The organism is Microbacterium sp. Root280D1 (assembly GCF_001428975.1).
GTDB lineage: Bacteria > Actinomycetota > Actinomycetes > Actinomycetales > Microbacteriaceae > Microbacterium.
This window is the reverse complement of sequence record NZ_LMJK01000003.1, coordinates 254,810-281,236: the sequence shown is the minus strand read 5'-3', so window position 1 is coordinate 281,236 and position 26,427 is coordinate 254,810. Positions and strand designations below refer to the sequence as shown.

Sequence of the window (26,427 nt, the reverse complement as noted above, 5' to 3'; positions counted from 1 at the left end):
CTGTGGCCCGGTTCGGTGTCGAGGAGGAGTTCGTCCTCCTCGACGAGCAGACACTCGTGCCGTCGGCCATGAGTCCCGAGACGCGCGAGCGCATCCTCGACGCGGCGGGCGCCGGTCTCACCCCTGAGTATCTGACCTGCCAGCTCGAGTCGGCGACCGAGCCGTGCGTCACGCGAGCGGATGCCGAGGGGCAGCTGCGTCGCACGAGAGGGATTCTCGGCGAGGTCGCTGCGAAGCAGGGATCGATCGTGGCCGCCTCCGGCACCCCCTTCATCTCGCCCAACCGCCTCGTGGTCTCGTCGTCGCCCCATTACGACGCGGTGTCCGCCCAGCTCGTCGAGATCACGCGTGAGCACGAGGTCAACGGGCTGCACATCCACGTCGAGGTGCCGGACGAGGAGGAACGCGTCCGCGTGGTCAACCGCGTGCGGGCCTGGTTGCCTCCGTTGCTCGCCATCACCGGCAATGCGCCGTTCGCGCACGGGCGGGATTCGGGCTACGCGAGTTGGCGCAGCATCCTGATCCGTCGACTTCCTGCCTCGTGGAGTCCTCCTCTCTTCCAGGATCTGGGCGACTACCGCTCGCACGTCGATCAGCTGGTCTCGATGGGGGCCATCGCCGAAGCCAGCTCGCTGTCATGGACCGTCCGCCTGTCCGAGAGGTTCCCCACCGTCGAGGTGCGCGTCTTCGATGCGCAGCTGACGGTCGACGACACGCTGCTCGCCGTGGCCCTGACTCGCGCGCTGCTGGTGAGCGACGCCCTCGACGACTGTCACGGTCTGAGCCTCGACGCGATCGACGCCTCGCTGTGGACCGCGGCCAGATACGGCACGGATGCTCGCCTCGTCGACCCGGTGGACGGATCGATCGAACCGGCCTGGACGATCGCCGACCGGCTGCTCGAACGGCTGCGCCCGGCGCTCGCCCAGCTCGGCGACGACGATTTCGTGGTCGACGGCCTCGCCCGCCTCCGATCCGAGGGCACCGGCGCCCAGCGCCAGCACCGCGCCTACGCGGATGACGGCGCCGCCGGACTCCGCGAGCTGTATCGGACGAGCACCGCGACCCGCTGACCGCCCCGGAGGTCTCCTGGCGGCAGTAGTGTCGCCGTGTGGCATCCTCTCGCTTCGCGCCGCTGCAGCGGCTCGTGATATCCGTCGCCGTCCTCGCGTCCTTCGTGACCTTCCTCGACGGCACCGTGGTGACCGTCGCCCTGCCCGCGATCAGCCGAGAGCTCGGCGGCGGCATCACCACTCAGCAGTGGGTGGTCGACGCGTACCTCATCACCCTCAGCGCGCTGATCCTGCTCGCGGGGTCGCTGTCGGACGCCTACGGCCGGGTGCTCGTCATGCGCATCGGCCTGATCGCCTTCGGCGTGGCATCCGTCGCGGTGGCCGCCGCACCCGATCCCCTCATCCTGATCATCGCGCGCGCGGCGCAGGGCGCCGCGGGTGCGCTGCTCGTGCCCAGCTCGCTCGCGCTGATCACGGCGACGATGCGCGCCGACGTGCAGTCGCGGGCGATCGGCGTCTGGACCGCGTTCACGACGGCGGCACAGCTGGTCGGCCCCCTGCTGGGCGGGCTCTTCGTCGACTTCCTCTCGTGGAGATTCGTCTTCCTCATCAACGTGGCGCCGATCGCCGTCACGCTCGTGCTGCTCTCGCGCCTGAAGCTGAAGGAGCACCCCAGCGGTGTGCGGGTCGACTGGCTCAGCGGGGCGCTGTGCGCGATCGGTCTGGGCGCTGTGGTCTTCGCGCTGATCGAGCAGCCGAACCTCGGGTGGCAGTCCCCCGCGATCTGGATGCCCGGCATCGCCGGAGCGGCGCTGTTCGCCTGGTTCCTGGTGCGCCAGCAGCGCTCGGCCTCCCCGCTGATGCCGCTGTCGCTGTTCCGGGTGCGCGACTTCGCCTGGGGCAACCTCGCCACCCTCTTCGTCTACGCCGCACTGTCGCTCAACGGCTTCGTCGTCGGCGTCTACCTGCAGCAGGGCGCAGGTCTCAGTGCCACGGCGGCCGGCCTCGCGAGCCTGCCGATGACGATCCTGATGATCCTCGTCAGCTCGCGCGCCGGATCCTGGGCCGGTCGTTTCGGGCCCCGCATCTTCATGACCGTCGGTCCGCTCATCATGGCGGTCGGCGCGCTGATGCTGCTGCTCGTCCGCGAGGACTTCGACTACTGGTGGCAGGTATTGCCGGCGATGATCGTGCTCGGCCTCGGGCTCTCGCTCACCGTGGCTCCGCTCACCTCGGCGATCCTCGGCGCCATCGACGAATCCCGCTCGGGCATCGCCTCCGCGGTCAACAACGCGGTCTCCCGCGTCGCCGGGCTGCTCGTCGTCGCGATGCTGTCGACCATCATCGGCGGCACGCTCGATCTCGCGGGCTTCCACAACGCGGCCTGGGTCACCGCCGCGCTGCTCGTGCTCGGCGGTGTGGTGTCGTGGATCGGCATCCGCCGCAATCCGGCCGAGGAGGCCGAGGCTCCGGCCGTCGACGGGGCACCCTCGCCGATCGGTTGACGATGTCGGTGGTCGGGCGCACACTGGGGGCATCGTCCTACCGAGCACCCGGAGGTCCACCGTGAGCACGCCCCAGACGCCCCTTCCGCCCGTCGTCGACGTCGACACGTGGCGTCGCGAGCTCGACGCACTGCGCGTGCGTGAGAAGGCGGCGACGCGAGAACTCGATGCGATCGCGGCACAACGACGACGACTGCCGATGGTCGAGCTGCCCGACTACACGCTCGTCGGCGAAGACGGGCCGGTGCGGCTGCCCGAGATCTTCGGCGAGCACCGCCAGCTCATCGTCTACAACCACATGTGGACCGACGGCAATGAGTGGCAATGCCCCGGCTGCACCGGCTTCACGTCGCAGTTCACCCGCCTTGACTTCCTCGAGCGCTACTACGACGCCCGCTTCGTGATCGTGACGAACGGACCGATCGATGAGGCACTGGCCTACCGCGACAGGGTGGGCAACCGCATGACCTGGTATTCGACCGCCGACAGCACCTTCGGTGCCGACATGGACGCCGGGCCGAACGAGGGCTTCGGCGTGAACGTGCTGCTCCGCGACGGCGACACGGTCTATCGCACGTGGCACACGAACGGCCGTGGCACCGAGCGCATGAGCCAGCTGCAGGGTCTCGTCGATCTGCTGCCCTTCGGCCGACAGGAGGAGTGGGAGGACTCCCCCGCCGGCTGGCCCCAGCATGAGACGTATTCTCAAGGGATGGGTTCGAAAGAGATCGCCGCACTGTACGGGGCCGGCCACTGAGGCGCGCGACGGTCGCGGTCGCCGCCATCGCCGTGCTGGTCCTCACGCTCACAGGGTGCGTCACGACCATCTCCGACCCTCCGGCGCAGTTCGCCCTTCCCCCCGCGGGGGCGACCCCCGACTATCAGCTCGGCGGCGGCTACGACCCCGCCGACGGAGTCGGCATCGTCGGCCGGGACCGCTCGGATGAGCCCGCCGACGGGCTGTACTCGGTCTGCTACGTGAACGGATTCCAGACCCAGCCGGGCGAGCTCGACACCTGGCCCGACGACCTCGTGCTGCAAAGCGACGGCGAGCCGGTGTTCGACCCCGATTGGCCCGATGAGGCTCTGCTCGACACGTCGACGGACGCGCGCCGCGAGCGCATCGCCGAGATGGTCGGACCGTGGATCGAGGGGTGCGCCGAGTCGGGATTCGACGCGGTCGAGTTCGACAACCTCGACTCGTACACCCGCTCGGACGACGCGCTCACTCTCGACGACAACCTCGCCCTCGCGGCGCTGCTGGTCGACGTCGCCCACGACTCCGGACTCGCGGCCGGGCAGAAGAACGCCGCCGAAGACGCACCGGTGCTGCGCGAGCGCGCGGGATTCGACTTCGCCGTCGTCGAGGAGTGCAGCGTCTTCGACGAGTGCGGGGCGTTCACCGACGTCTACAGAGACGCCGTGATCGACATCGAGTACTCCGACGAGCTGCCGCGGTCGTTCGACGAGATGTGCGCCGACGACGACGCCCCCTCGTCGATGGTGCTGCGAGACCGCGACCTCGTCACGCCGTCAGACGACGGGTACGTGTTCGAGACCTGCGATCGCTGACCGTCGCCTCAGCAATGCACATCGATATGCTGGCCCCGTGAGCATGACGGGGGATCACGGTGGCGCCACGCCTGCGGCCGCGCGCCCGGTGCCCGCGCAGGTCGTGCGGCACGCTGTCTCCCGGTGGACGCGCGGGATCGCCGAGCTGCCCCGATGGATCTGGTTCGCCGCAGTCGCAGTCGCCGCCGTGGCCATCGTCGTCGCGGCGATGGGCGGGTTCACCCGTGCAGAGGCTTCGCCGACGCTGCTCGGCGCGGATGAGGAGGTGCGCACCTCGCAGTACGCGATCACCGTGCTCGACGCCGAGTTCGTCACCGAGGTCGAGTCGGAGTATCTCGAGGCGGAGCCCGGCGAGAAGCTGCTCGTGATGAGCACGCGCATGGAGAATCTCTCGGATGCTCCGATCGGAGTCGGCACCACCGTCGACCGCATAAGCACCGGGTTCGTCAACACCGGCCGTCCGCTTCTCGACCTCGCAGGCGTCCCCGCGAGTGACTCGGTGGCGGTCTGGCGAGCGGACGGGTCATCCGGCCAGGTCATCCTGCAGCCGGGCGTCCCCAGCCAGGTGACCTTCGCCTGGACCATACCCGAGGACGCGTTCCTCGACGGTTCTGTCGCGCTCGACGTGCACGAGGTGCAGATCCAGCGTGGAGCGGTGATCCTCTCCTCACGAGCGGTCACGTGGCGCCCCGCCGCCCTCAGCGCACGCATCTCGGTCACCGCCCAGGAGACACGATGAGACGCGCGACCCCCTGGCTGGTCGGCGCTGCGCTGGTGGTCGCGGCCGGCGTGCTGACCGCCGTCACCCCGAGCGATGACGACGTCATCGGTCCGACCGTAGTGCGTGGCGCCTTCGGCGACCCCGTCGCATCCCGCACTCTGATCGCGGCAGCGACGGACGCGACGTTCGCGGACAAGGTGGCGGTGTCCGGTGGCGACTGGAGCGCGGAGGGGAACTGGCTCGTCGTGACGGTGATCGCCTCGGCGCCCCGCACGGAGGTGGATGCCGCCATCCAGCTCGCGACGCTGACGATCGACGATCGCGTGTTCCAGGCCAGCGAGCGACCCGACGCGACGCTGACGTCGACCCCGCTGCGACTCGGCATCGACACGGTCGGGACGCTGGCCTTCGAGCTGCCACCGGATCTGACATCGGGGCAGGCGGACCTGCGTCTCATCTCCTCGTACTTCACCGCCGAGCTCGACGACGTGATCGCGATCGCGGTCGAACTGGACGACCTTCCTCGCACGCCGAGTCTCGAGCTCGATGACCCCGAACTGCGGATCCCATGAGCTGGTGGCGGACGCAGCGGACCGGGCTGATCGCGTTGGCGATCGCGGCCGTCGCGATGGTCAGCGCCGCGGCATGGCTCGACATCGCGCCGAGCATCCGGCCGACGGATCGGGTGATCGACGCCGACACGACGGTCGACATCGCCGGACAGACCCTCACGCTCGGGCCCACGGAATGGGCGGAGTTCGAGGCGCCTGCGGGGACCCGCACCCTCAGCGTCCGACTGTCGTCGAGCGGCGGATCCGCGGCATCGCTCTGCGGACAGACGACGCTCACAGAGATCGACGCCGATCGCACCTGGCTCAGCTCTCGCGCAGACCTCGATGTGCCCTACGACGAGGGCGAGAGCTCATGCATCGCCGAGCCGGCGTCGTACCGCATCCTGCTGACCTTCCTGCTTCCCGACGACGCCGATGGCCCGTTCCTGCTCGATATCGAGGGCAGTGACGACGACCTCGCCCGCTTCCGTATCGAGCCCTGACGGGCGGGTGTCGAGGCCAGACCGGGGCCGGCCGATGACGGCGTCATAGGCCGTGGCGACGATCGCCACCCTGAGCGGTTCGGCGACGGCACCGATGGCGACGGTGACGAGCGGGAAGAACCCCGCCCAGAACGACGATTCGTGGCCCCCGATCAGCAGCAGGACTCCCCGGGTGCCCGCCTGCTCGGCGAAGCCCCACGCGGCGTAGGCCAGTGCGTAGACGCCGAAGAGCAATGGCCCGCCACGCCAGATCACCGCGACGGCAGCCCAGAGGCCCTCGAGTCGCATCACCAGCGTGCGCGCGATGCTCAGGGCCGCCCCTCGCGCCGCTCCCCCGCCGACGCGTGCGAACGGCGGAGTCGAGTCGAAGGTCGTGCCGAAGATCACACCGGCGACCGTGAGCCAGGCCGCGGGGACGAGGAGTGCGGCGACGAGGATTCCGGCCAGCCAGGTCGCCCCTTCCCATACGGCGGCGATGGGTTCGATGTTCACCGAGAACCAGTCGCCGAGGCTCTGCAGCCACCCGGCCGCCTCTCGTTCACCGAACCAGTCCAGGACGCTGACCCACCACCGTGCGACGAGTGTGAAGAGCATGAAGGTCCACAGCACCTCGGCATAGGTGGCCAGGATGATCGTCCACCGCGGCAGCCGGTCGGCGAAGCGCGTGAAGAGCAGTCGTGCGATCAACGCGATCACGAGCACCGTCACCGGCAGCACGCCGACCGCGATGACACCACCGCGATCGCCCATCTGGACGAGGTCGTACCCGGAATCGGCCAACGCGATCGCGCTCGCGATCTGGAAGAACTCGATCTGGTCGGCATCGAGCAGACCCCACGCGGTGTAGAAGGCGAAGAACGGCAGGATCGCGGCGAGAGTCGCGGAGGCGAACTCGCGGAGGCCGCCGGCATCCTCCCTCCGGCTGTGCGGCAAGGAGGGGCGCACAGTGAGATACATCGCGACGTACGCGACGAGTCGGGCGGCGACCGCCAGCGGCAGCAGCAGCAGGCCCCCGAGCGTGGTGTGACCGCCGACGAAGCCGGCGAGCTCGATCAGTACGCGATGCAGCGCCTCGCCCCCGAGATACCAGGCCATGAGCGCAGGCCAGTGTCGGGCGAGGATGCGCCCGAACGTGCGGAGGGCCTGTGACATGTGCCCTACCGTACCGGTGGATCACCGTCGTCGAGCGGCATGAGGACACCGACCCCGGCTCACGCCAGCGGCATACTCCGCGCCACATCGGGCGTCAACCCGGTTCTCACCGCCGCCCTGCGGGGGCACCATGGCGTCGTGAACGCATCGACGTGGACTCCCCGCCGCGCGGTCTCGGCCGCAGTGGCGCTGCTGCTCGCCGCCGCACTCTCGGGCTGCGGCCTGACCATCCCGGCCGACCCGGACGGCACTCTCGCGTCGGCGACCGGCGCTGACCTGAGGGTCGGCGTCTCGGCCGATCCCGGGCTGGTCGACACTGATCGGGACACCCCCACAGGAAGCATCGCCGACCTCGTGACAGGCTTCGCCGACAGCATCGACGCCGACATCGACTGGACCTACGGCTCGGAGGAGACGCTGGTCGGGATGCTGGAGCGCGGCGACCTCGACCTCGTGGCGGGCGGCTTCACCTCTGACACCCCCTGGATCGACAAGGCCGGGGTCACCCGCGGCTATCCCGAGATCGACGGAGCCGACGGTCGCGAGATCGTGATGCTCGTGCCACTCGGCGAGAACGCGTTCCTCAGCACTCTCGAACGTCACCTCGACGAGGCGGTGGGGTCGCGATGACCGTGCAGCGGATCGGCCGCACCGAGCTGCCAGACGAGCAGCGCACAGCGCTCCGCCGAGCGATCGGGTGGGAATGGTTCACCATCGCCTACACGTCGGTGACGATCGCGGTGATCGCCCTGGTCGTCGGCAACTCGCAGGCGATGCGCACCGCGTGGATCGAGGACATGCTGTCGCTGATCCCGCAGATCGCCTTCCTCGTCGCGCTGATCTTCATCCGCAAGCGCCCCTCGGTCAAGCATCCCTACGGCCTGCACCGCGTGATGGGAATCGGACACCTCGTGGCGGGCGTCGCCCTGCTGGCGGTCGGACTCAATCTGGCAATCGAAGCGGTGACCGGGCTCATCGCCCGCGAGCACCCGACCATCGGCACGGTGCAGCTGTTCGGGCAGACGATCTGGCTCGGCTGGCTGATGGTCGCCGTGATGGCCGTGGTCATCGTCGGCCCGGTGTTCTTCTACGGACCGGCGAAGGCGAAGCTCGCGCCCGTGCTTCACAACAAGCTGCTCTTCGCCGACGCCGACATGGCCAAGGCCGACTGGCAGACCACGGTCGCCTCGATCGTCGGCGTGCTCGGTGTGGGCGCCGGCGTGTGGTGGCTCGACGGCGCTGCGGCTCTCGTGATCTCGCTCGGGATCGTGTGGGACGGCTGGCGCAACACCAAGACCGCCGTGATCGATCTCATGGACCAGCGCGCCAGGACGTACGACAGCAAGCACCCGCATCCGCTCGCCGGTGACGTGATCTCGACCATGCGCTCCCGCCCCTGGGTCACGGAGGCGGGAGTGCGGATGCGGGATCAGGGGCAGGTCTTCCACATCGAGGCGTTCGTCGTCCCGCATCGCGGAAAGGTGTCGATGGGCGACGTCACCGACCTCGCGACGCGCATCACCGACCTCGACTGGAAGGTGCAGGATGTCGTCGTCGTCCCGGTGGAGGAGCTCCCCCAGGGCGTCGACACCTCGGGCCGCGACTGACCGTGCTCGGAGCGAGACCCCGGACGGCAGGACGCCCACCGCACCAGTTAGGGGGAGTCCGTGCCGAGGCGGAGCAGCCGATGCGCGCCCCTTGACAGAACGCGCTCACCCACTCAGTGGAAGGGGCACCCACGGGACGCGGGTGCCGATGCCGATACGGATGCCGCCGAGCGCACCGCGCCGCCGGACCGCGGCTTGGTGGGCAGCCGACGCCGGTCGACGTCGAGCCCTTCGTCGAGGATGCGCAGGTCGGGGTCGCTGAGCACCGTGATCGCCGCGGCCAGCCCTGCGATCGCGAGCTTCTCGCCCGGGCAGCGGTGCCCCGTCGGGACGTCGGCGCCACCATGAGGAACGAATGCGGCGAGCGCTTCGTAGTCCTCGATGTCACGGAAGCGCTCGGGGTCGAAGCGCTGGGGACGCGCCCAGAAGCGGTCGTCCGTGTTGGTGCCCTGCAGGTCGAGGACGACGCGTCCTCCGGCATCCACCGTCTGACCGTCGATCTCGATGTCCGCGGTGGCCCAGCCGGGAAGCATCGGCACGAAGGGAGAGGTGCGACGGATCTCCTGCGCGAACATGATCGACAGCGGTCCGCCGACGAGCGACCCGCGCTCGACGGCCTCGGCGGCGATGCGCTCGCGCCAGTCGGGACGCTCGTGCAGCTCCTTCGCGGCGAAGGCCACGAACCGGGCGACTGCGATCATCGGACGGATGCTGTTCTGCAGCTCGACACCGGCGACGCGCGCCGGGAGCAGTTCGCCGTCCTCGTCGCGGTGATGCGCCCACACCTCGAGCGCCGTGCCCGGTTCGGCGCGCAGCGAGCCGTGCCGCACCGCCTCGATGAGCCGAGCGGAATGACGGTCCGACCACCACCGGTTCGCCAGGGCGGCGATGTACACCGGCGAGTACGGCGAGCCGAAGCCGTCGACGATCTGGGCGAGCCGCGCCGCCCATCGGGTCTGGGCCGCCGGCGTGCCCGGCACACCCGCCCAGCCCATGATCGCCCGGCCCAGCGCGCCGACGGCCGCGTCGTAGGCGCTGCGGGTGCCGCCGTCGAGCCACGCCCGGCGCTCGCTCTGCCATTCGCGCTCGAGCCAGGGCGTGAGTCGTGCGAGCTGCTCGTCCTCATAGAGGGCGCCGACGAAGGCGGCTTTGCGGTGCCGGTGGGCTGTGCCGTCGAGGCTGTGCACGGAGCCGTGCCCGAACAGGCTCTCCTGCACGATCGCGGGCATGGCTCCGGAGCGCGCGATGCGGGTCTCGTCGTAGAAGAGCTCGACCCCCTCCACTCCCCTGACGAAGACCGCGTCACTGCCGAGCAGCCGCATCGGCGCCGATCTCGCACCCGGCGCCACCCGTCGCCAGATCCGTGCCCCGAACCCGTAGCCGCGGGTCAGCAGGGTGGGAGCGTCGTCCTGTGCCAGTGCGCCGAGCTTTCGCGCCGCACGCGCGGGGATGTCGATGAGTGCCATGCTGCGACGTTCGCAGAGACGTGGTCGCCGAACCAGGGGGAGGCGCGAGCGGGGCCTCTGTGCTAGTGCCTCACTCGTGCGGCGCTACCCGCACTCCCCCGCGCGCGGTCGTCAACCCCCTGTCTGCGAATCGGAAGCCACGCGATCATCGTCACGACGCGAGAGGAGTTCCGACATGGCGAAGAACGTGCGCACGATGGACTGTCAGCCCGACGATGTCTTCCGGGTGCTGGGCAACGGTTGGCTGTACCCGGCGTGGGTGGTGGGCGCCTCGCGCATGCGCGACGTCGATGAGTCGTGGCCGCAGCCGGGCGCTGAGCTGCATCACTCGGTCGGCGTCTGGCCCGCTCTGCTCGACGACACGACCGTGGTGGAGGAATGGTCGCCGCCGAACCGCATGGTCATGCGCGCGAAGGGTTGGCCTATCGGCGAGGCCCGCGTCACTCTGCGGGTGCGGTCGTATGACGGCGGCACGATGGTGCGCATCGACGAGGAACCCGTGAACGGCCCCGCCACGCTGCTGCCCGGGCTGCTGACCGCTCCCCTGCTGCGCTGGCGCAATTCCGAGACCCTGCACCGCCTCGCCTACCTCGCGGAGGGGCGCGCGTCCTGACCCGCTCCTGCCCATATATTGGGTCGTGAGCCGCGACCTCCGCGGATGCGGAGGGTTGCACGATGACCGATGTGACGCAGTCCGCCTGGCGACGCTTCTGGGAACAGGGCGGCTGGTGGCGGGCCGTCATCCTCGTGGTCGTCTACTTCGTGCTCTACAACGGGCTGTCGCTGCTGTTGACCCCGTTCGCGGCTCAGATCGAGGATCCGCAGAGCGCGGCGGGGATCCTCGTGTTCTACGCGATCCCGGTTCTCGTCGGCTGCCTGCTGCTCATCGGCTTCGCGGCATCCGTCGGCTGGCTGGGTGAGATCTTCCGTCCGCAGCCGATCCGCGGACGCGGATGGATGTGGATCGCGGTCGCCGTCGTGCTCCTCTTCAACGTGCTCCACCTGTTCGCCATCGACTACGGAGCGGCCGGATTCGAGGTCGTCGCGACCTGGCTCCTCGCCGGACTGTTCATCGGCTTCGCCGAGGAGGTGCTGACGCGCGGCCTCGTGGTGAACCTGCTGCGCAAGGCGGGTCAGCGCGAGCTCGTCGTCGCGGTGATCTCCTCGGCCCTGTTCGCCCTGCTCCACGCCGGCAATCTGCTCACCGGCCAGTCCCTGTTCGCGACCCTCATCCAGCTGGCCTACACCTTCGCGTTCGGCATCTGCATGTACCTCGCGATGCGCGTGACCGGGACCATCGTCGCGCCGATCCTGCTGCACGCCAGCACCGACCCGAGCATCTTCCTGCACACGACCTACCCGGCGGAGAGCGCGTTCGGCTCGATCGCGAACCTCGGCAACATCGTGGTGATCGTCGTCGGCGTGATCTGCCTGTTCTTCATCCGCGGTCGCGTCGAGCAGACGCAGGCGGCGGCCCCGGGTGTCGGGGCCGCCGCCTGACCCTCACGCGGCAGACGGTCGCAGCACGACCTTGATGCAGCCGTCCTCCTTGCGCTGGAAGGTGCGATACAGCTCCGGCGCATCCTCGAGCGGAGCATCGTGGGTCATCAGATCCATCACGCCGAGGGGGTCGGAGAGGTCTTCGACGAGCGGCATCAGATCGTCGGTCCAGCGCTTCACGTTGCACTGGCCCATACGGATGCCGATCTGCTTGTCGAACAGGGTCTTCATCGGCAGGATGTCGGCATCGCCCGCGTAGACGCCGCTGAGCGACACCATGCCACCCCGGCGCACGACGTCGATCGATGCGTACACGGCGGCGAGTCGGTCGATCCCGGCCTTGTCGAACACGGCGCGGGCGGCCGGATCCGGCAGCAGTCCGACGGCCTTCTGCACGAGGGCGACGCCGGCGTTGCCGTGCGCCTCCATGCCCACGGCGTCGACCACGGAATCCGCGCCGCGCCCGTCGGTGAGGTCCCGCAGCTCGGCCACGACGTCATCCGTGAGGTCGAAGACCTCGACTCCGTGGCGTGCCGCCATCTCCCGGCGTTCCGCGACCGGGTCCACGGCCAGCACCCGGTATCCGCGGTGCGCTCCGATGCGGGCTGCGAACTGCCCGACGGGGCCGAGCCCCATCACCGCGAGCGTCCCGCCCTCCGGCACGTTCGCGTACTCCACACCCTGCCAGGCCGTCGGCAGGATGTCGCTGAGGTACAGGTACCGCTCATCGGGGAGATCGGACGCGATCTTGATGTGGTTGTAGTCGGCGAGCGGGACGCGCAGGTATTCGGCCTGCCCGCCCGGCACCTGGCCGTAGAGCTTGGTGTAGCCGAACAGCGCGGCGCCGCTGCCGTACTCCTTCACCTGCGTCGTCTCGCACTGCGACTGCAGGCCGCGCAGGCAGAAGAAGCAGTGCCCGCACGAGATGTTGAAGGGGATGACGATGCGATCGCCGACCGCGAGGTCGCGCACACCGCTGCCCACCTCCACCACGACCCCCATCGGCTCGTGGCCGAGGATGTCGCCCTTGTCGAGGAACGGTCCGAGCAGTTCGTAGAGGTGCAGGTCGGAACCGCAGATCGCCGAGGAGGTGATCCGGACGATCGCATCGGTGGCGTGCTCGATGGTCGGATCCGGTACCTCCTCGACCGCCACGTTGCGCGTTCCCTGCCAGGTGAGTGCCTTCATCGTCATCCTCCTCGTTACGTGTCGAAGGGCCACCCTCCATCGACGGCGCGCGAAGGGACAGAGGGTTGACAGGCGGTTCCTGAACGTTCGACAGTCGCGGTGCACATCGGAATATGGGAAACTGGACCCACCATCGGTGATCATTCGATACGCCTCGTCTCGCGGGCACTGTGGCGTACTGGGGAGATCATCATGGGCAAGTTCATCTACGAGGGCACCGTCAAATCGGACATCGAGGACAGGGCGCTCACGCACCTGCAGCTCGTGATGACGGCGAAGCTCAGGAGAGGCGAGCCCTTCTCGTTCTCCTGGCGCGAGGACATGACTGTCGGCGGCGGTCGGACGACTGTCTGGGTGCACGCCGGCAGCTCCCTCGTCTTCAAGTACAGCGGGAGCCGTCAGCCGCAGATCAACCGCGCGTGGATCGAAGCGCTGGCATTCACGGCGAACGCCCCCGGCGGTCTGCGCCTGGTGAGCGAGCCGGCCGAAGGCACGGCGCCGCCGGTCGAGCGCGTCGAGGTTCCGGCGCAGGCCTGACGGATCTTCTCCTCCCCAGTCCTCGCGGCGTCGGATGCACCGGTCGCGAGGAGGAAGAATGGGATCGTGTCCCCGAATCCCCAGCGGCGACTGCTCGCCTCCGTGCGCAGGATCCTGCACACCGACCCCTCATCCGTCGCCCACACCGAGGCGATGCCGATCATCGACGAACGCACCGTGCCGCGTGTGCTCGACCTCGCGACCCGCATCGGCGAATCGATGTTCGGGGTCGGCGCCTCGGCGCACGAGGTCACGCTCGCCATCACCCGCATCTGCGCCGCGTACGGCATGCGGGACGTGCAGGTCGATGTCACCTACAACTCGATCACGGTCTCGTTCCACCTGAGCGGCGAGGTCTGGCCCGAGACGCTCGTGCGGGTCGTGCGCGTCGCCGCCCCCGACCACGCCAAGCTGCAGAGAGTGCAGGCCCTGGTCGCCGACATCGACGACGGACTGGATCTCGAATCGGCCCGCTCGACGTTCCGCGCCCTGCGGCGCGTGCCCTTCGGCTACCAGCAGCCGGTGGTCATCGTGGCACGAGCGCTGCTCGCCGTCGGAGTGAGCATCATGCTCGGGGCCTCGCCGCTCATCGTCGGGCTCACGTTCATCGCGGCGCTCTGCGCGGCGTTGACCCAGGCCGGCCTCGCGCGCGTGCGCGTTCCGCTGTTCTTCAGTCAGATCGCCGGAGGGTTCGTCACCACGGTCGTCGCGGTCGCCGTCTCGGCCCTCGGGGCCGCCGGCATCGAGCCCTTCGTCGGCATCCGACCATCGATCATCGTCGCGTCGGGAATCGTGCTCATGCTCGCCGGACTCACCGTGGTGGGGGCCGCTCAGGATGCGATCGACGGATTCGCGCTCACCGCAGGCGGACGCATCCTCGATCTGACGATGCAGACGCTCGGAGTCGTGATCGGCATCCTCGTCGGCCTCGAACTCGGCAGCGTGCTCGGCTTCACGATGGGTCTGCCCGATGACCCGGCCCCGTTCGGTCCGCTCCTGAACCAGTTCGCGGGGGCGATCATCATCGCGATCGCCGTCGCCGTCTTCAACGGCGCGGGTCTTCGGATCATCCTCGTCAGCGCGCTGCTCAGCGCCGTCACCATCGCCGGCTATTCGACGATGGTCGGTCTGAACCTGCATCCGGCTGCGGCGAGCGCGATCGGCGCCCTGCTCGCGAGCTTCATCGGGATGCTGATCGCGGTGAAGCTGCACGTCCCGTCGGTCGCGGTCACCACGGCCGCGATCGTGCCGCTCGTGCCCGGTGTCGCGGTGTTCCAGGGCCTGCTCGAGATGATCCACGCGGCAGGGTCGGCATCCGGGGTCGTCGGCATCGGCGGCTCTCTGGTCGATGCCGCGGTGATCGGAATCGCACTGGCTTCGGGCGCATCGCTCGGCCTGTATCTAGGAACGCCCGTGCGCGCCACCCTCAGCAGCGTCGCGAAGAACCGGGCGCGGGTCGTCCGGCGCTGAGCCGAACGACGCGCGCGCCTCAGACCTGGGGTCCGAGCGCGCCGCCGCCGGGCTCCCCCGCGGCGTCGCCCTTCAACTCGACGAGGATGGTGTGCGTCGACGTCGCCCCCGTGTTCTCTCCCCAGTGGCGTTGGGCCGGCAGCCAGACGGCCTGACCCGCGGTCAACGACGTGTCGAAGGTGCGCTCCCCCGCTGACAGACGGCGCGAGAAATCGCTGAGGGTCACCATCACGCTGTTCGGATGATCGTGAGGAGTCGTGCGGTCGCCCGGCTCATCCGTGTACTCGAGCACGCGCACGAGATCGTTCTCCCAGAGCGTGCGGTAGTGATCGGGGTTGGTGACAGTGGGATCGTCGGTGACCATGCGGTCACAGTACGCCCCGATATTCCGCGCCGACAGGGGTACTTCGCGCAGCCGCGCGCGTCAGGCGTCGGCGCGCACGGTCTCGAGCGACGGGTAGTCCGTGTATCCCTCGGCCGTGCGTCCGTAGAACAGCGCAGGGCGCGGCTCGTTGAGCTCGGCGTCCTGACGCCAGCGCTCGACGAGGTCGGGGTTCGCGATCACCGGACGACCCGCTGCCACGGCGTCGGCCCATCCCTCCGAGACGAGCATCTCGGCCTCGTCGCGGGTGGTCTGTGCGGCGAATCCGGAGTTGACGATCAGCGGGGCACCCGCCGTGCGGCGGATGCGCTGCACGAGCTCGCTGGTCGGCACGGCACTGAGCACGTCGATGAATGCGAGGCCGAGCGGTGCGAGGCCCTCGGCGACGGCGAGGTAGGTGGCGAGTGCGTCGGCGTCGTCCTCCTCGAGGACGCCCTGGATGTTGTGCTGCGGCGACAGACGGATGCCGGTGCGGTCGGCCCCGACCGCCTCAGCCACCGCCGACGTGACCTCGATCGCGAACCGCGCGCGGTTCTCGGGCGATCCGCCGTACTGATCGTCACGGATGTTCGACACCGGCGAGAGGAACTCCTGCACGAGGTAGCCGTTCGCGCCGTGCACCTCGACGCCGTCGAAGCCCGCGGCGATCGCGTTGCGTGCGGCCTGCACGAACTGCTCGACGACCATCGGGATCTCGTCGAGCGTGAGAGCGTGAGCGACCGGCATGTCGACCTTGCCGACCGGGGTGTGCGTCTGGCCGGGGGCGGCGAGCGCGCTCGGGCCCACGACACGCGGCTCACCGGAGATCTCGGGGTGCGAGACGCGGCCGCCGTGCATCAACTGCATGACGATCGTGCCGCCGGCCTCGTGCACGGCGTCGGCGATCCGCCGCCATCCGTCGATCTGCGCGGGAGTGACGATGCCGGGCTGCCCGGAGTACGACTTGCCCTCGGCAGCCGGCCACGTGCCCTCGGAGATGATGAGACCCTGGCCCGCGCGCTGGCGGTAGTACTCCACCATCGTCTCGGTGGGCACACCGTCGTCGTCCGCACGGGTGCGGGTGAGCGGCGCCATGACGACGCGGTTGGACAGCGGGAGGGCGCCGAAGACGGCCGATTCGAAGAGGGTCACGCTCAGGGACAAGCGCCCTGGGGTGCCGAGTATTCCCCTGCGGAGATATGCAGACCGGATGCTCAGTCGGCGACGCGGCCGTACATCTCCCCCACGGGCACCGCGACCTCGAGCACATTGCCCGGCTGGGCGAGCGGGCAGGCCCACGCCGGGTCGTAGGCGCACGAGGGGTTGTAGGCGAAGTTGAAGTCGAGCACGATCGTGCCGCGCTCGGCATCCGACCCGAGGTCGGCGCCCTTGATCGTGTCGATCAGATAGCGGCCGCCTCCGTAGGTTCCTCCCGGACGACCGGCGAGAGCGTCGCGCACGGGGATGAAGATCCCGCCGCCGTAGGTCGTCAGACGCCACACGTCGAGCGACCCGGTGTCGGGGACCTCGACCCTGCCGATGCGCTCGAAGGGAACCACGCCGTCGGTGCCGGTCGCGAACTCGAAGCCCCCGGGCTCGGCCTCGAGGATCGGCAGCTCGAAGCGCCACTGCGGATCGTACGACGCGATCGGGAGCCCTTCGAACAGCGGTCGATCGTCGGCCATCAGCGGGGTCGCCGCATGGTGCAGCAGCAGGTCGTCGCGCTCGATGCGCCAGAGCTCGTGCGCGTCTTCGGCGGAGTCCGCCCGACGCACGGCGTCGTAGAGGGCGAAGACACGGCGTCGCCAGTCGACGACCTCTGCGGCGGTGCGGGCTTTCGTGAGCGTCATGTGGTTCAGGCTACGCGGCTCGCGCCCCGGGTTCACACGTCGGTGTCGCGCGGCAGCACCGTGAGCACGCGTTCGATGTGGTCTCGGAACTCGACCAGGTAGTCGCGGAGGAAGGTCGCGGTGCCCTCGTTGTGGACCGTCCCGTCATCGGCGAAGGTGTCGGGCGAGAACTGGATGTAGGCCTCGGGCGCCGTCATCTGACGGGCGTTGCAGAAGCTCAGCACCCCGCGCAGGCTCTGCTGGGCGACCGCCGTGCCGATCGCGCCCACCGAGGCGCCGATCACCGCGGCGGGGATGTGGTCGAAGGAGTTCTGCCCCCACGGCCGCGACGCCCAGTCGATCGCGTTCTTGAGGCCGCCGGGGATCGAGCGGTTGTACTCGGGCGTCACGAAGAGCACGGCATCCGCCGATGCGATGGACTCCTTCAGATCGACGGCCACCGCGGGGTAGTCGGCGTCATAGTCCTGGCTGTAGAGGGGGAGGTCTCGGATCGGGATCTCGAAGAACTCGAGATCATCCGGCGCCAGCCTGATCAGCGCCGTCGCGAGGATGCGGTTGATCGAGGTGGACGAGAGGCTTCCGACGAAGTATCCGACCCTGTATGCCATGACTGTTCCTCATTCCCGTAGTCGTGAGATCAGTCTCGTCCGGGCTCGCGTCTGCGTCCAGCCCCCGTGGCGAACGGTCCGCCGCCTTCGGCTCAGTCGCCGAAGGCGGCGAGCAGCTCCGCGAAGTGGTCGAGATCCTCGGCCGTCCAGCGGCGCAGCCTCTCGCCGAGGCGCTCTTCGTACCGAGCGCGGGCGAGGGCCACCCGCTCCTGCGCCAGCTCCGTGGCGACGAGCACCCGCGCGCGGCGATCGTCCGGGTCGGGGACGCTCTCGACGAGACCGAGCTGCTCGAGTTGGCGCACGTGCCGGCTGACGGCCGACTTGTCGGTCTGCAGGCGCTCGATGATGGCGCCGGCCGAGGTCGCCTTGCCGGTGGCGATCGACGTGAGCACCTGGTATCCGAGAGGTTGCAGGTCGGGATGCACGGTGGTCGCGGCTTCGCGCCAGCTCACCCGGATGCGGGCGAAGAGCCTGCCCAGCTCGTGCTCGACCCTCGAGATCGCCCGATCGAGGTCAGGGGTTGCGGCGCCGTCTTTCGGGGCGACTTCGTCGGACGAGGCACTCATGCTCGCCAGCTTACGATGAAGCCCCGCCGGCGCTGTGCCGGCGGGGCTTCGATCAGATCACCGACTCGTGATCCGTCCGCACGATCACTTGTCGAGCAGACCTGCGGTGGTGAGCCATTCTTCCGCCGCGGTCGCAGCCGACGCCTTCTCGTCGCCCTCGACCCGTTCGCGCAGATCGATCAGGTCGTCGGTGGTGAGCTTCGCGGAGATCGCATTGAGCACCTCGGCGAGCTTGTCGGTGTAGATGTCCTTCGAGAGCAGCGGGATGACGTTCTGCGCCGAGATCATGTTCTCCGGGTCCTCGAGGACGACGAGGTCCTCGGACTTGATCGCCGGCGACGTCGTGTAGATGTCGGCCACCTGCACCGTGCCGTCGACGAGCGCCTGCACCGTGTCGGGACCGCCGAAGTCCTCGTACGGGACGAACGTGACCTGTCCCGCTTCGACGCCCACGCCGTAGACGTCGCGCAGCCCCGGGATCCCGTAGCCGAGTTCGCCGAACTGCGGGTTCGACGCCAGGGAGAACGGCTCGAGAGCCTTCAGGTCGCCGATGGCCGTCAGGTCGTTGTCCTCGGCGGTCTTCTTCGTCACCACGTAGGCGTCCTTGTCCTCGGCCTCGGCCGAGTCGAGCACCTGCAGGTCGTCCGCGCCCACCGCATCCGGCAGCGCCGCATCGACGTCCTCGGTCGTCCGCTCCTCGTACGCCGTGTCGTAGTACGCCAGCAGGTTGCCGTTGTACTCCGGGATGAGGTTGATGGACCCGTCCTGCAGCGCGGGGATCGTCTGCTGGCGCGGACCGATGTTGAACTTGGTCGAGACGTCGAAGCCCTCGGCCTCGAGCGCCTGCGCGTAGATCTCGCCGAGGATCTCGCTCTCGGGGAAGGCGAAGGAGCCGACGACGATCGCGTCGCCCTCGGCGGCGTCACCGCCCGAGGACGTCGGGTCGGCGGTCGCGCAGCCGGCGAGCGCGACGGTGGTGCTGACGGCGAGCAGGCAGGCCGTCAGCCAGGTCTTACGGGCTCGAGAGGTCATGCGGGGGTCCTTTCGTCGACGATCGGCGCCACAGCGGCCTCCGACCTGTTTCGCTGCACACTGCGGAGGGGACGGCTCGTCTGCCCCCGAGTACGGGTGAGGCGCTGGAGGAGCGCGAAGACGCCGTCGACGCTCAGCGCGAGAACGGTCACCAGGAGCGCCCCGCCGAGGATCACGGTGTAGTCGTTGAGGCCGATGCCCGACGAGATGATCCGCCCGAGGCCGCCGAGTCCGACGTACGACGCGATCGTCACGGTCGCGATGACCTGCAGCGTGGCCGAGCGGATCCCGCCGATGATCACCGGCAGCCCGAGAGGGATCTCGACCTTGCGGAGGATCTGCATCTCGGTCATCCCGATCGCGCGCGCCGCATCGATCGACTCGCGGCTGACGCTCTCGAGCCCGGCGTAGGCGCCGGCGAGCAGCGACGGGATCGCCAGCAGCACGAAAGCGATGACGGAGCCGACGAGCACGGCCGGAGTGGTGCTGAGACCGGAGCGCAGCACCATCGTGAGGAAGAACAGGAGCCCGAGCGTCGGGAGAGCGCGCATCGCACCGGTGAAGCCGATCACGAACTGGCGACCGTGCCCGGTGTGCCCGATGTAGAAGCCGAGCGGCAGAGCGATCAGCATCGCGATGACGAGCGAGACGCCCGAGTAGATGAGGTGCTCGACGAGTCGGTCGCCGATGGGCAGCGGGCTCTGCGAGCCCGGCACCCAGTTGGCGGGGTCGAGGATCCAGGCGATGGCGTCGAGGAAGAAGTTCATCGGACACCGGCCCCCGGGGGCGCGAGCACTCGACGGGTGCTGACACTGTCGGTCGCGGGGTCGGGGTCGGTCGGTGCGCCGCTCTTGCCGCGCACGCCGGCGGCGCGGCTCCAGGGCATGAGGACCCGCCCGATCGCCACGAGGATCAGGTCGAAGACGAGAGCGATGAGCAGGCTCATGACGATCCCGACGACGACCTCCTCGAGGATGCCGCGCTGCTTGCCGTTCTGGAAGAGGTAGCCGAGATTCTCCGAGCCGATGATCACGCCCACCGAGACGAGGGCGATGGTCGACACGGAGACCACGCGGAGGCCGGCGATCAGCACGGGCCCGGCGAGAGGGAACTCGACGCGCCAGAACCGGCCGCTGCGCGAGAAGCCGATGGCCTTCGCCGACTCGATGATCGACCGATCGACCGATCCGAAGGCGTCGGTCGCCGAGCGCAGCATGATCGCGACCGCGTAGATCGTCAGCGCCACGACCAGGTTCGTGTCATCGAGGATCCGGGTGCCGAGGATGACCGGCAGGATGACGAAGAGCGGCAGGGACGGGATCGTGTAGAGCAGGCTGCCCGTCGTGATGATGAACGTCCGGGCGACGCGATTGCGGCTGGCCACCCAGCCCAGCGGCACCGCGATCAGGAAGCCGAGGATGATCGGGATGATCGCCAGACGCACGTGGTTGATCGTCAGATCGACGATCAATCCGAGGTTGGAGGCGATCCAGTTCATCCGAAGTACCGTTCTTTACGGTCTTGGGACGCCGAATCGCGAAGTCAAGACATTCGACTGAACCACAGAATATCGCTCTCGACAACCCGGGCCGACACGTCGCGTGATCGGCCCGGGCTCTCGGTCAGACCTCTGAGAGCAGACGGAACACCTTGGATGCCGCGTGGATCTCGTCCTGCGTGAGCTCGGCCACGACCGTGCGCAGGCGCGAGGCGTGGTCGCTGCGCAGCTCGGTGAGGGCGGAGCAGGCCGACGGCGTCGCCGTCAGGACCCGCAGCCGGCCGTCACGCTCGTCCGGCCTCGACTCGATCAGGCCCAGCTCCTCCAGCATCCGCACCTGGCGACTGATGACGGACTTGTCCATCTCGAAGCGCTCGGCGAGCTCGTGAGCGCTGGCGGAGCCCGCCCGATCGATGAAGGTCAGCAGCTTGTAGCCGCCCACCTGCAGCTCGGGGTCGATGCGCGCCGCCGACTCCCTCCAGAGCGTCCGAGTCCTCGCGAAGATGAGGTTCAGATGCGTCTGGAGGTCGCCGAGGGCGGTGTCGACGTCGGCGGGCGCCGCCGCTTCGGAGGTGACCATGTCAGCGCCCCGACTCCCGCTCGTCGCGCTCGAGCACGGTCGTCACCGAGCCGGTCGAGGGTGAGGCGGACTCGGTGCCCGAGATGCGGATGGCTCCGGTCGACATGGTGGCGCCGACCTCGGCCTCGGAGACCTCGAGAACGGACTCCTCGGCCTGCTCGCGCAGCTGCTCGGCGGCGTTCTTCGTCGACAGCGGCTTGTTCTTGATGAACGCGATCGCGATGATGGCGATCACTGCGAGCGGGATGGCGATGATGAACGCATCCGCGATGCCGTGGCCGTAGGCTCCCTCGACGATCGTGCGGATCGTGTCGGGCAGCTGCGTGACCTTGGGCACATCGCCAGAGGCGAGGTGCTTCAGCGCGTCGATCTCATCGGGCGTCGTGGGAGTGAATCCCTCGAGCGCGTCGGAGATGTAGTTGCCGACGCTGGTCGAGAGCGAGGCACCCATGACCGTCACGCCGATGGTGCCGGCGATCGTGCGGAAGAAGTTGACGTTCGACGAGGCGGCGCCCAGCTGCTGCGGCGCGGTGTCGTTCTGCACGATGAGCGTGAGGTTCTGCATGACCATGCCGAGACCTGCGCCGAGCACGAACATGTAGGTCGCGACCAGCGGGAACGGGGTGTCGTAGCGCAGGGTCGCCATCAGGCTGACGCCGATCGTGGTCAGCACGGAGCCCGTGAGCATCCATCCCTTCCACTTGCCGAAGCGGCTGACGAGCTGGCCGATGATGATCGACGCACCCATCTGTCCGACGATCATCGGGATCGTCATGAGGCCGGACTCGGTCGGTGTGGCACCGCGGGCGAGCTGGAAGTACTGGGCGAGGAACACCGAGGTCGCGAACATCGAGACGCCGATGGCGATCGACGCGATGACCGACAGCGTGAAGGTGCGGTTGCGGAACAGCGACATCGGCACGATCGGTTCCTTGACGAAGAACTCGACGGTGATGAACGCGGCGATCGCGACACCCGCGGTGACGGCGAGCATGATGCTGGTCGAGGAGTCCCAGTCGAACTGGCTGCCGCCCATCGAGACCCAGATGAGCAGGGTCGAGACGCCGACCGCGAGCAGCACGATGCCGAAGTAGTCGATCGACACCTTGCGGTCGCGCTGGGGCTTGGGCAGGTGCAGGGTGAACTGCAGCAGCACGAGGGCGAGGATGGCGAAGGGCACGCCGACGAAGAAGTTGGAGCGCCAGCCCCAGACGTCGGTGAGGAGTCCGCCGAGCAGCGGGCCGCCGATGGTGCCGAGGGCCATGATTCCGCCGACGACGCCCATGTACTTGCCGCGTTCGCGCGGCGAGATGATGAGGGCGACCGCGATCATCACGAGCGACATCAGTCCGCCGACGCCGATGCCCTGGATCACGCGGACCGCGATGAGCATGTTGGTGTCGGTCGAGAAGCCGGCGATCACGGTGCCGACCGTGAAGATGATGAGCGACAGCTGCACGAGGATCTTGCGATCGACGAGGTCGGCGAGCTTGCCCCAGATGGGGGTCGAGACGGCGGTCGCGAGGAGGCTGGCGGTGATGACCCAGGTGTACTGCGACTGGGTGCCGCCGAGGTCGGCGATGATGACCGGCATGGAGGTCGACACCACGGTGCCCGAGAGCACGGCGACGAACATGCCGACGACGAGGCCCGAGATCGCGGTGAAGACCTCGCGAGGCGAGCGCACCGCGTCGCCTGAGGAGGTGGGTGAGATGTGTGTCACAGTGGAGAGCTCCTGTGTAGAAAGTTGATAAGAGTCAACTATACGCCTATTGGTTGCGAAAGTGCAACTGTAGACCGGAGGCAACCATCTGTCGATGGAGTGGGGCGCTAGCCGCGGCTCTCGTCCCTGGTCGGCTCGACGACGCGCTGGTCCAGGGACCACGACGCGAGCAGCGCGAGACGCTCGGCCGAGGGCGAGCCCGGCTCGGCCGAGTAGATCAGCAGCACGTTGCCCGGCTCGGCGGTGATCGCGAGCTCCTCATACGCCAGGGTCAGCTCGCCGACGAGCGGATGCCGGAATCGCTTCGTGCCCGCGCCGTGGATGCGCACATCGTGCGCCGCCCACAGCCGGCGGAACGTCTCGCTGCGCGTCGACAGCTCGCCGACGAGATCCTGCAGACCCTTGTCGTGCGGATCCCGCCCGGCTTCGGCTCGCATGATCGCGACGCACATCTCGGCGAAGAGATCCCAGTCGGGATAGAAGTCGTGCGCTGCCGGGTCGAGGAACTGGAAGCGCGCGAGATTCGGGGTGCGGCCGCCGTCGCCGATCACCGGCGAATAGAAGGCTCGGGCGAGATCGTTCGTGGCGACCAGGTTCTGGTGGGGGTCGCGGACGAACGCGATCGCATCGGTGATCGACGACAGCGCCCACTGCAGGCTGGGTCGTGCAGCCCCGGGCTTCGCCGACCGGCGACGCGAGCGGCCGCTCGACGGGATGCCGTCGGCGGCGCGGGCGAGATCGAGCAGATGCGCGCGCTCGGCGTCGTCGAGTTGAAGGGCTGACGCGAGCGCGTCGAGCACCGCGGCGGAGGCGCCGGCGATCGCGCCGCGCTCGAGCTTCGCGTAGTACTCGACGCTGACTCCGGCGAGCGCTGCGGCCTCACTGCGCCGCAGGCCGGCGACACGTCGGTTCCCTCCGGCCGGGATGCCGACCGACTCGGGCGCGACGCGCGCGCGGCGGGTCATCAGGAACTCGCGGACCTCGGATCTGTTGTCCATGCTCAGGACGCTACCCCCGACCGTGCTTCGCAGGGAGGTTCTCGCAGTACACCCCTCGACAGGGACTCCCTCGGAGCACCCGACAGGCGCAGAGTGGACAGCATGACATCCGCAGCCCGCCCCTCCGTCGACCGGGTGCTCCCCGCCCTGCTGCTTCTGCTGACCGTCTTCGGGCCGATCTCGATGGACCTCTATCTGCCCGCTCTTCCGGCCCTCACGGCAGCGCTGGGCGCCGCCACGTCGGTCGCGCAGCTCACCGTGACCGCCTGCCTCATCGGTCTGGCGGCCGGTCAGCTCATCGCCGGGCCGGTGTCGGATCGATACGGCCGCCGCGGCGTCCTGCTCATCGGCATCGTGGCGTACATCGTCACGTCGATGCTGTGCGCGATCAGTCCGACGGTCGAGCTGCTGATCGCCGCCCGATTCGTGCAGGGACTCGCCGGCGGCGTCGGCATCGTGATCGCCCAGGCGGCCGGGCGTGACGTCTTCTCCGGCGGGACGCTGATCCGCTTCTACGCGCGGCTCACCGTCGTCGGCGGCTTCGCGGCGATCGTCGGCCCGCTGCTCGGGGGCCTCCTCAACACGATCATCGACTGGCGGGGACTCTTCGTCTTCCTCGCCGTCATCGGCGCCGTCATCCTGATCATCGCGCTCGCGCGGTTCGGGGAGACCCTGCCGATCGAGGCACGGACGACCGGCGGTCTGACCCGCACCCTGAGCGACTATCGGACGCTCCTGCGAGACCGCGTCTTCGTCGGCGCCGTCCTGAATCAGGGGCTGATGTACGCCGCGCTCTTCGCCTACCTGTCCGGCGCGACGTTCGTGCTGCAGGACATCTACGGCCTGTCGCCCCTCGGCTACGCCCTCGCGTTCGGCGCGAACTCCGCGGGATTCATGGTCTTCGGCCACCTGGCCGGCCGATTCTCCGAACGAGGGCACGTACACGCCGTCCTCGCCGCCGGTGTCGTGGTCGCGACCGCCGGTGCTCTCGGCCTGCTCGCCGCCGGACTCACGACGATGCCGCTGTGGGTCGTGCTCGCGTCGCTGTTCGCCCTCGCCGCGGGCGTCTCCATCTCGTCTCCCCCGGCCACCACCCTCGCTCTGGTCGGATACCCGCAGATCGCCGGCACCGCCTCGTCGCTTCTCGGGATGGTGCGGTTCGGCTTCGGGGGCATCGCCGCCCCGCTCGTCGGCGTCGCCGGTGCCTTGAGCATCCTGCCGCTCGGCGTGGTCACCGTCTCCGCGACCGTGCTCGCGGCCGTCACCCTGGTGCTGATCGGCACCGCACGCGGGCGCACGCCACGGCACTCGCCGCACCCGACCTCATCCGCCGCCCTCACCCACTGAAGGAGAACATCATGAGCACAGACACCGTCAGCACCCGCACCATGCGCGCCGTCGTCATGCACGCCCCCGGAGACGTCCGCGTCGAGGAGGTCCCCCGCGCTTCCGTCGTCGAGCCGACGGATGCGGTCATCCGCGTCACCGCCGCCTGCATCTGCGGCTCGGACCTCTGGCCCTACCGCGGCATCGAGCCGGTGGACCACCCCACACCGATGGGTCACGAGTACATCGGCGTCGTCGAGGAGGTCGGCGACGAGGTCCGTGACATCGCGGTCGGCGACTTCGTCGTGGGATCGTTCGTCGCGTCCGACAACACGTGCGAGATCTGCCAGGCGGGATTCCAGTCGCGCTGCATCCACCAGGTCATGATGGGCGGCGTCGGCACCCAGTCCGACTACGCCCGCATCCCTCTCGCCGACGGCACTCTCGTCGCCGTCGAGGGCGATCCGACCCCCGCGCAGACGCGCAGCCTGCTCGCGGCATCCGACGTCCTGGGCACCGGATGGTTCGCCGCCGTGGCCGCCGAGGCGGGGCCGGGCAAGACCGTCGCCGTGGTCGGCGACGGAGCCGTCGGCCTGCTCGCGATCCTCGCGGCGAGGCAGCTCGGAGCCGAGCGGGTCATCGCGATGTCCCGCCACGCCGACCGTCAGGCTCTGGCGACGAAGTTCGGGGCCACCGACATCGTCGAGGAGCGCGGCGACGCAGGCGTCGCGAAGATCAAGGAGCTCACCGGAGGGTACGGCGCCCACTCCACCGTCGAGGCGGTCGGCACCCAGGAGTCGATGATGCAGGCGATCCACGCCACGCGTCCGGGTGGACACGTGGGGTACGTCGGCGTGAGCCACGGCGTCGAGCTCGACGGCCTGGACCTGTTCTTCTCGACCGTCAGCCTTCTGGGCGGGCCGGCGCCGGTGCGCCGCTTCCTGCCCCAGCTGATCGACCTCATCATGACCGATCAGATCGATCCGGGGGCCGTCTTCGATCTGACGCTGCCGATCGAGCAGGCGGCCGAGGGCTACAGGGCCATGGACGAGCGTCGCGCCACCAAGGTGCTGCTCACCACCGACTGATCGGAACCCCGA

General features: G+C 69.1%; 28 protein-coding genes. 14 read left to right on the top strand and 14 right to left on the bottom strand.

The features are described from left to right. Positions 1-2: 2 nt before the first annotated feature. The 6 genes from ASE34_RS13805 to ASE34_RS13780 all read left to right on the top strand — a co-directional run bounded on the left by ASE34_RS13805 (position 3) and on the right by ASE34_RS13780 (position 5,383). Positions 3-1,073, top strand: a complete 1,071-nt coding sequence (locus ASE34_RS13805) for a YbdK family carboxylate-amine ligase (protein ID WP_056279579.1) — start codon at positions 3-5, stop codon at positions 1,071-1,073. Positions 1,074-1,111: 38 nt separating this feature from the next. Continuing rightward, entirely contained in the window at positions 1,112-2,518 is a 1,407-nt protein-coding gene (locus ASE34_RS13800) for an MFS transporter (RefSeq protein ID WP_056279577.1), read from the top strand. 61 nt (positions 2,519-2,579) lie between these two features. After that, complete coding sequence (locus ASE34_RS13795) at positions 2,580-3,275, top strand: DUF899 family protein (protein WP_056279575.1); 696 nt, start codon at positions 2,580-2,582, stop codon at positions 3,273-3,275. A 32-nt stretch (positions 3,276-3,307) separates the two neighbouring features. Continuing rightward, entirely contained in the window at positions 3,308-4,090 is a 783-nt protein-coding gene (locus tag ASE34_RS13790; protein WP_414855536.1) for an endo alpha-1,4 polygalactosaminidase, read from the top strand. Between the two features lie 37 nt (positions 4,091-4,127). Next, positions 4,128-4,829 carry a hypothetical protein gene (locus tag ASE34_RS13785; protein ID WP_157538273.1) on the top strand — a complete coding sequence of 234 codons (702 nt, stop codon included), beginning with the start codon at positions 4,128-4,130 and terminating at the stop codon, positions 4,827-4,829. After that, complete coding sequence (locus ASE34_RS13780) at positions 4,826-5,383, top strand: hypothetical protein (protein WP_056279570.1); 558 nt, start codon at positions 4,826-4,828, stop codon at positions 5,381-5,383. Before ASE34_RS13785 ends, ASE34_RS13780 begins: the two co-directional genes overlap by 4 nt. Before the next feature lie 350 nt (positions 5,384-5,733). On the opposite strand, the gene ASE34_RS13775 is transcribed toward ASE34_RS13780, so the two are convergent. After that, positions 5,734-7,017 (bottom strand): hypothetical protein, encoded by a 1,284-nt coding sequence (locus ASE34_RS13775; protein ID WP_056279568.1) that lies wholly within the window; start codon positions 7,015-7,017, stop codon positions 5,734-5,736. A gap of 39 nt (positions 7,018-7,056) precedes the next feature. On the opposite strand from ASE34_RS13775, the gene ASE34_RS13770 reads away from it, so the two are divergent. Together ASE34_RS13770 and ASE34_RS13765 are read left to right on the top strand one after the other, a co-directional pair. Next, the gene (locus tag ASE34_RS13770; RefSeq protein ID WP_230100416.1) at positions 7,057-7,647 is read left to right on the top strand and encodes a hypothetical protein; all 591 of its coding nucleotides are present in this window, start codon (positions 7,057-7,059) and stop codon (positions 7,645-7,647) included. Then, positions 7,644-8,624 (top strand): cation transporter, encoded by a 981-nt coding sequence (locus tag ASE34_RS13765; RefSeq protein WP_056279566.1) that lies wholly within the window; start codon positions 7,644-7,646, stop codon positions 8,622-8,624. The genes ASE34_RS13770 and ASE34_RS13765 overlap by 4 nt, the downstream gene beginning before the upstream one ends. A 113-nt stretch (positions 8,625-8,737) precedes the next feature. Here ASE34_RS13765 and ASE34_RS13760 read toward each other — a convergent pair whose 3' ends face one another. Next, positions 8,738-10,090: a cytochrome P450 gene (locus tag ASE34_RS13760; RefSeq protein WP_056279564.1), complete on the bottom strand. Its 1,353-nt coding sequence runs from the start codon at positions 10,088-10,090 to the stop codon at positions 8,738-8,740. A 175-nt stretch (positions 10,091-10,265) separates the two neighbouring features. Here ASE34_RS13760 and ASE34_RS13755 point away from each other — a divergent pair, with 175 nt between their 5' ends. Both ASE34_RS13755 and ASE34_RS13750 read left to right on the top strand, forming a co-directional pair. Beyond that, a complete protein-coding gene (locus ASE34_RS13755) occupies positions 10,266-10,703 on the top strand; it encodes an SRPBCC family protein (RefSeq protein ID WP_053097622.1) in 438 nt (145 codons plus the stop codon). Between the two features lie 62 nt (positions 10,704-10,765). Continuing rightward, positions 10,766-11,590, top strand: a complete 825-nt coding sequence (locus ASE34_RS13750; protein WP_056279562.1) for a CPBP family intramembrane glutamic endopeptidase — start codon at positions 10,766-10,768, stop codon at positions 11,588-11,590. A 3-nt stretch (positions 11,591-11,593) separates the two neighbouring features. Here ASE34_RS13750 and ASE34_RS13745 read toward each other — a convergent pair whose 3' ends face one another. Then, positions 11,594-12,778 carry an alcohol dehydrogenase catalytic domain-containing protein gene (locus ASE34_RS13745; protein WP_056280245.1) on the bottom strand — a complete coding sequence of 395 codons (1,185 nt, stop codon included), beginning with the start codon at positions 12,776-12,778 and terminating at the stop codon, positions 11,594-11,596. A 192-nt stretch (positions 12,779-12,970) separates the two neighbouring features. Here ASE34_RS13745 and ASE34_RS13740 point away from each other — a divergent pair, with 192 nt between their 5' ends. After that, a complete protein-coding gene (locus tag ASE34_RS13740) occupies positions 12,971-13,315 on the top strand; it encodes a hypothetical protein (RefSeq protein WP_056279560.1) in 345 nt (114 codons plus the stop codon). Between the two features lie 66 nt (positions 13,316-13,381). Further along, complete coding sequence (locus ASE34_RS13735; RefSeq protein ID WP_053097625.1) at positions 13,382-14,785, top strand: threonine/serine ThrE exporter family protein; 1,404 nt, start codon at positions 13,382-13,384, stop codon at positions 14,783-14,785. Between the two features lie 19 nt (positions 14,786-14,804). Here ASE34_RS13735 and ASE34_RS13730 read toward each other — a convergent pair whose 3' ends face one another. The 11 genes from ASE34_RS13730 to ASE34_RS13680 all read right to left on the bottom strand — a co-directional run bounded on the left by ASE34_RS13730 (position 14,805) and on the right by ASE34_RS13680 (position 24,001). Further along, the gene (locus ASE34_RS13730; protein ID WP_053097626.1) at positions 14,805-15,149 is read right to left on the bottom strand and encodes a cupin domain-containing protein; all 345 of its coding nucleotides are present in this window, start codon (positions 15,147-15,149) and stop codon (positions 14,805-14,807) included. Positions 15,150-15,209: 60 nt separating this feature from the next. Next, entirely contained in the window at positions 15,210-16,298 is a 1,089-nt protein-coding gene (locus ASE34_RS13725) for an alkene reductase (protein ID WP_082297876.1), read from the bottom strand. A 62-nt stretch (positions 16,299-16,360) separates the two neighbouring features. Next, positions 16,361-16,996, bottom strand: a complete 636-nt coding sequence (locus ASE34_RS13720; protein ID WP_056279558.1) for a DUF1684 domain-containing protein — start codon at positions 16,994-16,996, stop codon at positions 16,361-16,363. A 32-nt stretch (positions 16,997-17,028) separates the two neighbouring features. Then, positions 17,029-17,604 carry an NADPH-dependent FMN reductase gene (locus tag ASE34_RS13715; protein WP_053097629.1) on the bottom strand — a complete coding sequence of 192 codons (576 nt, stop codon included), beginning with the start codon at positions 17,602-17,604 and terminating at the stop codon, positions 17,029-17,031. A 92-nt stretch (positions 17,605-17,696) separates the two neighbouring features. Then, positions 17,697-18,170 (bottom strand): MarR family winged helix-turn-helix transcriptional regulator, encoded by a 474-nt coding sequence (locus ASE34_RS13710; RefSeq protein WP_056279556.1) that lies wholly within the window; start codon positions 18,168-18,170, stop codon positions 17,697-17,699. Positions 18,171-18,254: 84 nt separating this feature from the next. Continuing rightward, positions 18,255-19,202 (bottom strand): ABC transporter substrate-binding protein, encoded by a 948-nt coding sequence (locus ASE34_RS13705; protein ID WP_053097631.1) that lies wholly within the window; start codon positions 19,200-19,202, stop codon positions 18,255-18,257. Then, positions 19,199-19,969 (bottom strand): ABC transporter permease, encoded by a 771-nt coding sequence (locus ASE34_RS13700; RefSeq protein ID WP_056279554.1) that lies wholly within the window; start codon positions 19,967-19,969, stop codon positions 19,199-19,201. The genes ASE34_RS13705 and ASE34_RS13700 overlap by 4 nt, the downstream gene beginning before the upstream one ends. Further along, positions 19,966-20,700 carry an ABC transporter permease gene (locus tag ASE34_RS13695; protein ID WP_056279551.1) on the bottom strand — a complete coding sequence of 245 codons (735 nt, stop codon included), beginning with the start codon at positions 20,698-20,700 and terminating at the stop codon, positions 19,966-19,968. The genes ASE34_RS13700 and ASE34_RS13695 overlap by 4 nt, the downstream gene beginning before the upstream one ends. Positions 20,701-20,824: 124 nt before the next feature. Beyond that, positions 20,825-21,280: a MarR family winged helix-turn-helix transcriptional regulator gene (locus ASE34_RS13690; RefSeq protein WP_053097635.1), complete on the bottom strand. Its 456-nt coding sequence runs from the start codon at positions 21,278-21,280 to the stop codon at positions 20,825-20,827. A 1-nt stretch (position 21,281) separates the two neighbouring features. Continuing rightward, positions 21,282-23,003 (bottom strand): MDR family MFS transporter, encoded by a 1,722-nt coding sequence (locus ASE34_RS13685; RefSeq protein WP_082297877.1) that lies wholly within the window; start codon positions 23,001-23,003, stop codon positions 21,282-21,284. Positions 23,004-23,110: 107 nt separating this feature from the next. Next, positions 23,111-24,001, bottom strand: coding sequence for a helix-turn-helix transcriptional regulator (locus tag ASE34_RS13680; protein ID WP_053097636.1), 891 nt, complete (start codon positions 23,999-24,001; stop codon positions 23,111-23,113). Between the two features lie 102 nt (positions 24,002-24,103). Here ASE34_RS13680 and ASE34_RS13675 point away from each other — a divergent pair, with 102 nt between their 5' ends. Both ASE34_RS13675 and ASE34_RS13670 read left to right on the top strand, forming a co-directional pair. Further along, positions 24,104-25,348, top strand: coding sequence for a multidrug effflux MFS transporter (locus tag ASE34_RS13675; protein ID WP_056279549.1), 1,245 nt, complete (start codon positions 24,104-24,106; stop codon positions 25,346-25,348). A gap of 41 nt (positions 25,349-25,389) precedes the next feature. Then, entirely contained in the window at positions 25,390-26,415 is a 1,026-nt protein-coding gene (locus ASE34_RS13670) for a zinc-dependent alcohol dehydrogenase family protein (RefSeq protein WP_056280243.1), read from the top strand. Positions 26,416-26,427: the final 12 nt, after the last annotated feature.

Excerpts from the sequence above, each read along its gene's own strand:
- ASE34_RS13775 (WP_056279568.1), bottom strand. The coding sequence starts at position 7,017 with ATGTCACAGGCCCTCCGCACGTTCGGGCGCATCCTCGCCCGACACTGG.
- ASE34_RS13715 (WP_053097629.1), bottom strand. The coding sequence starts at position 17,604 with ATGGCATACAGGGTCGGATACTTCGTCGGAAGCCTCTCGTCCACCTCG.
- ASE34_RS13745 (WP_056280245.1), bottom strand. The coding sequence starts at position 12,778 with ATGAAGGCACTCACCTGGCAGGGAACGCGCAACGTGGCGGTCGAGGAG.
- ASE34_RS13700 (WP_056279554.1), bottom strand. The coding sequence starts at position 19,969 with ATGAACTTCTTCCTCGACGCCATCGCCTGGATCCTCGACCCCGCCAAC.
- ASE34_RS13780 (WP_056279570.1), top strand. The coding sequence starts at position 4,826 with ATGAGACGCGCGACCCCCTGGCTGGTCGGCGCTGCGCTGGTGGTCGCG.
- ASE34_RS13710 (WP_056279556.1), bottom strand. The coding sequence starts at position 18,170 with ATGAGTGCCTCGTCCGACGAAGTCGCCCCGAAAGACGGCGCCGCAACC.
- ASE34_RS13730 (WP_053097626.1), bottom strand. The coding sequence starts at position 15,149 with ATGGTCACCGACGATCCCACTGTCACCAACCCCGATCACTACCGCACG.
- ASE34_RS13680 (WP_053097636.1), bottom strand. The coding sequence starts at position 24,001 with ATGGACAACAGATCCGAGGTCCGCGAGTTCCTGATGACCCGCCGCGCG.
- ASE34_RS13690 (WP_053097635.1), bottom strand. The coding sequence starts at position 21,280 with ATGGTCACCTCCGAAGCGGCGGCGCCCGCCGACGTCGACACCGCCCTC.
- ASE34_RS13765 (WP_056279566.1), top strand. The coding sequence starts at position 7,644 with ATGACCGTGCAGCGGATCGGCCGCACCGAGCTGCCAGACGAGCAGCGC.
- ASE34_RS13770 (WP_230100416.1), top strand. The coding sequence starts at position 7,057 with ATGAGGACACCGACCCCGGCTCACGCCAGCGGCATACTCCGCGCCACA.
- ASE34_RS13675 (WP_056279549.1), top strand. The coding sequence starts at position 24,104 with ATGACATCCGCAGCCCGCCCCTCCGTCGACCGGGTGCTCCCCGCCCTG.
- ASE34_RS13760 (WP_056279564.1), bottom strand. The coding sequence starts at position 10,090 with ATGGCACTCATCGACATCCCCGCGCGTGCGGCGCGAAAGCTCGGCGCA.
- ASE34_RS13670 (WP_056280243.1), top strand. The coding sequence starts at position 25,390 with ATGCGCGCCGTCGTCATGCACGCCCCCGGAGACGTCCGCGTCGAGGAG.
- ASE34_RS13705 (WP_053097631.1), bottom strand. The coding sequence starts at position 19,202 with ATGACCTCTCGAGCCCGTAAGACCTGGCTGACGGCCTGCCTGCTCGCC.
- ASE34_RS13740 (WP_056279560.1), top strand. The coding sequence starts at position 12,971 with ATGGGCAAGTTCATCTACGAGGGCACCGTCAAATCGGACATCGAGGAC.
- ASE34_RS13750 (WP_056279562.1), top strand. The coding sequence starts at position 10,766 with ATGACCGATGTGACGCAGTCCGCCTGGCGACGCTTCTGGGAACAGGGC.
- ASE34_RS13720 (WP_056279558.1), bottom strand. The coding sequence starts at position 16,996 with ATGACGCTCACGAAAGCCCGCACCGCCGCAGAGGTCGTCGACTGGCGA.
- ASE34_RS13695 (WP_056279551.1), bottom strand. The coding sequence starts at position 20,700 with ATGAACTGGATCGCCTCCAACCTCGGATTGATCGTCGATCTGACGATC.
- ASE34_RS13755 (WP_053097622.1), top strand. The coding sequence starts at position 10,266 with ATGGCGAAGAACGTGCGCACGATGGACTGTCAGCCCGACGATGTCTTC.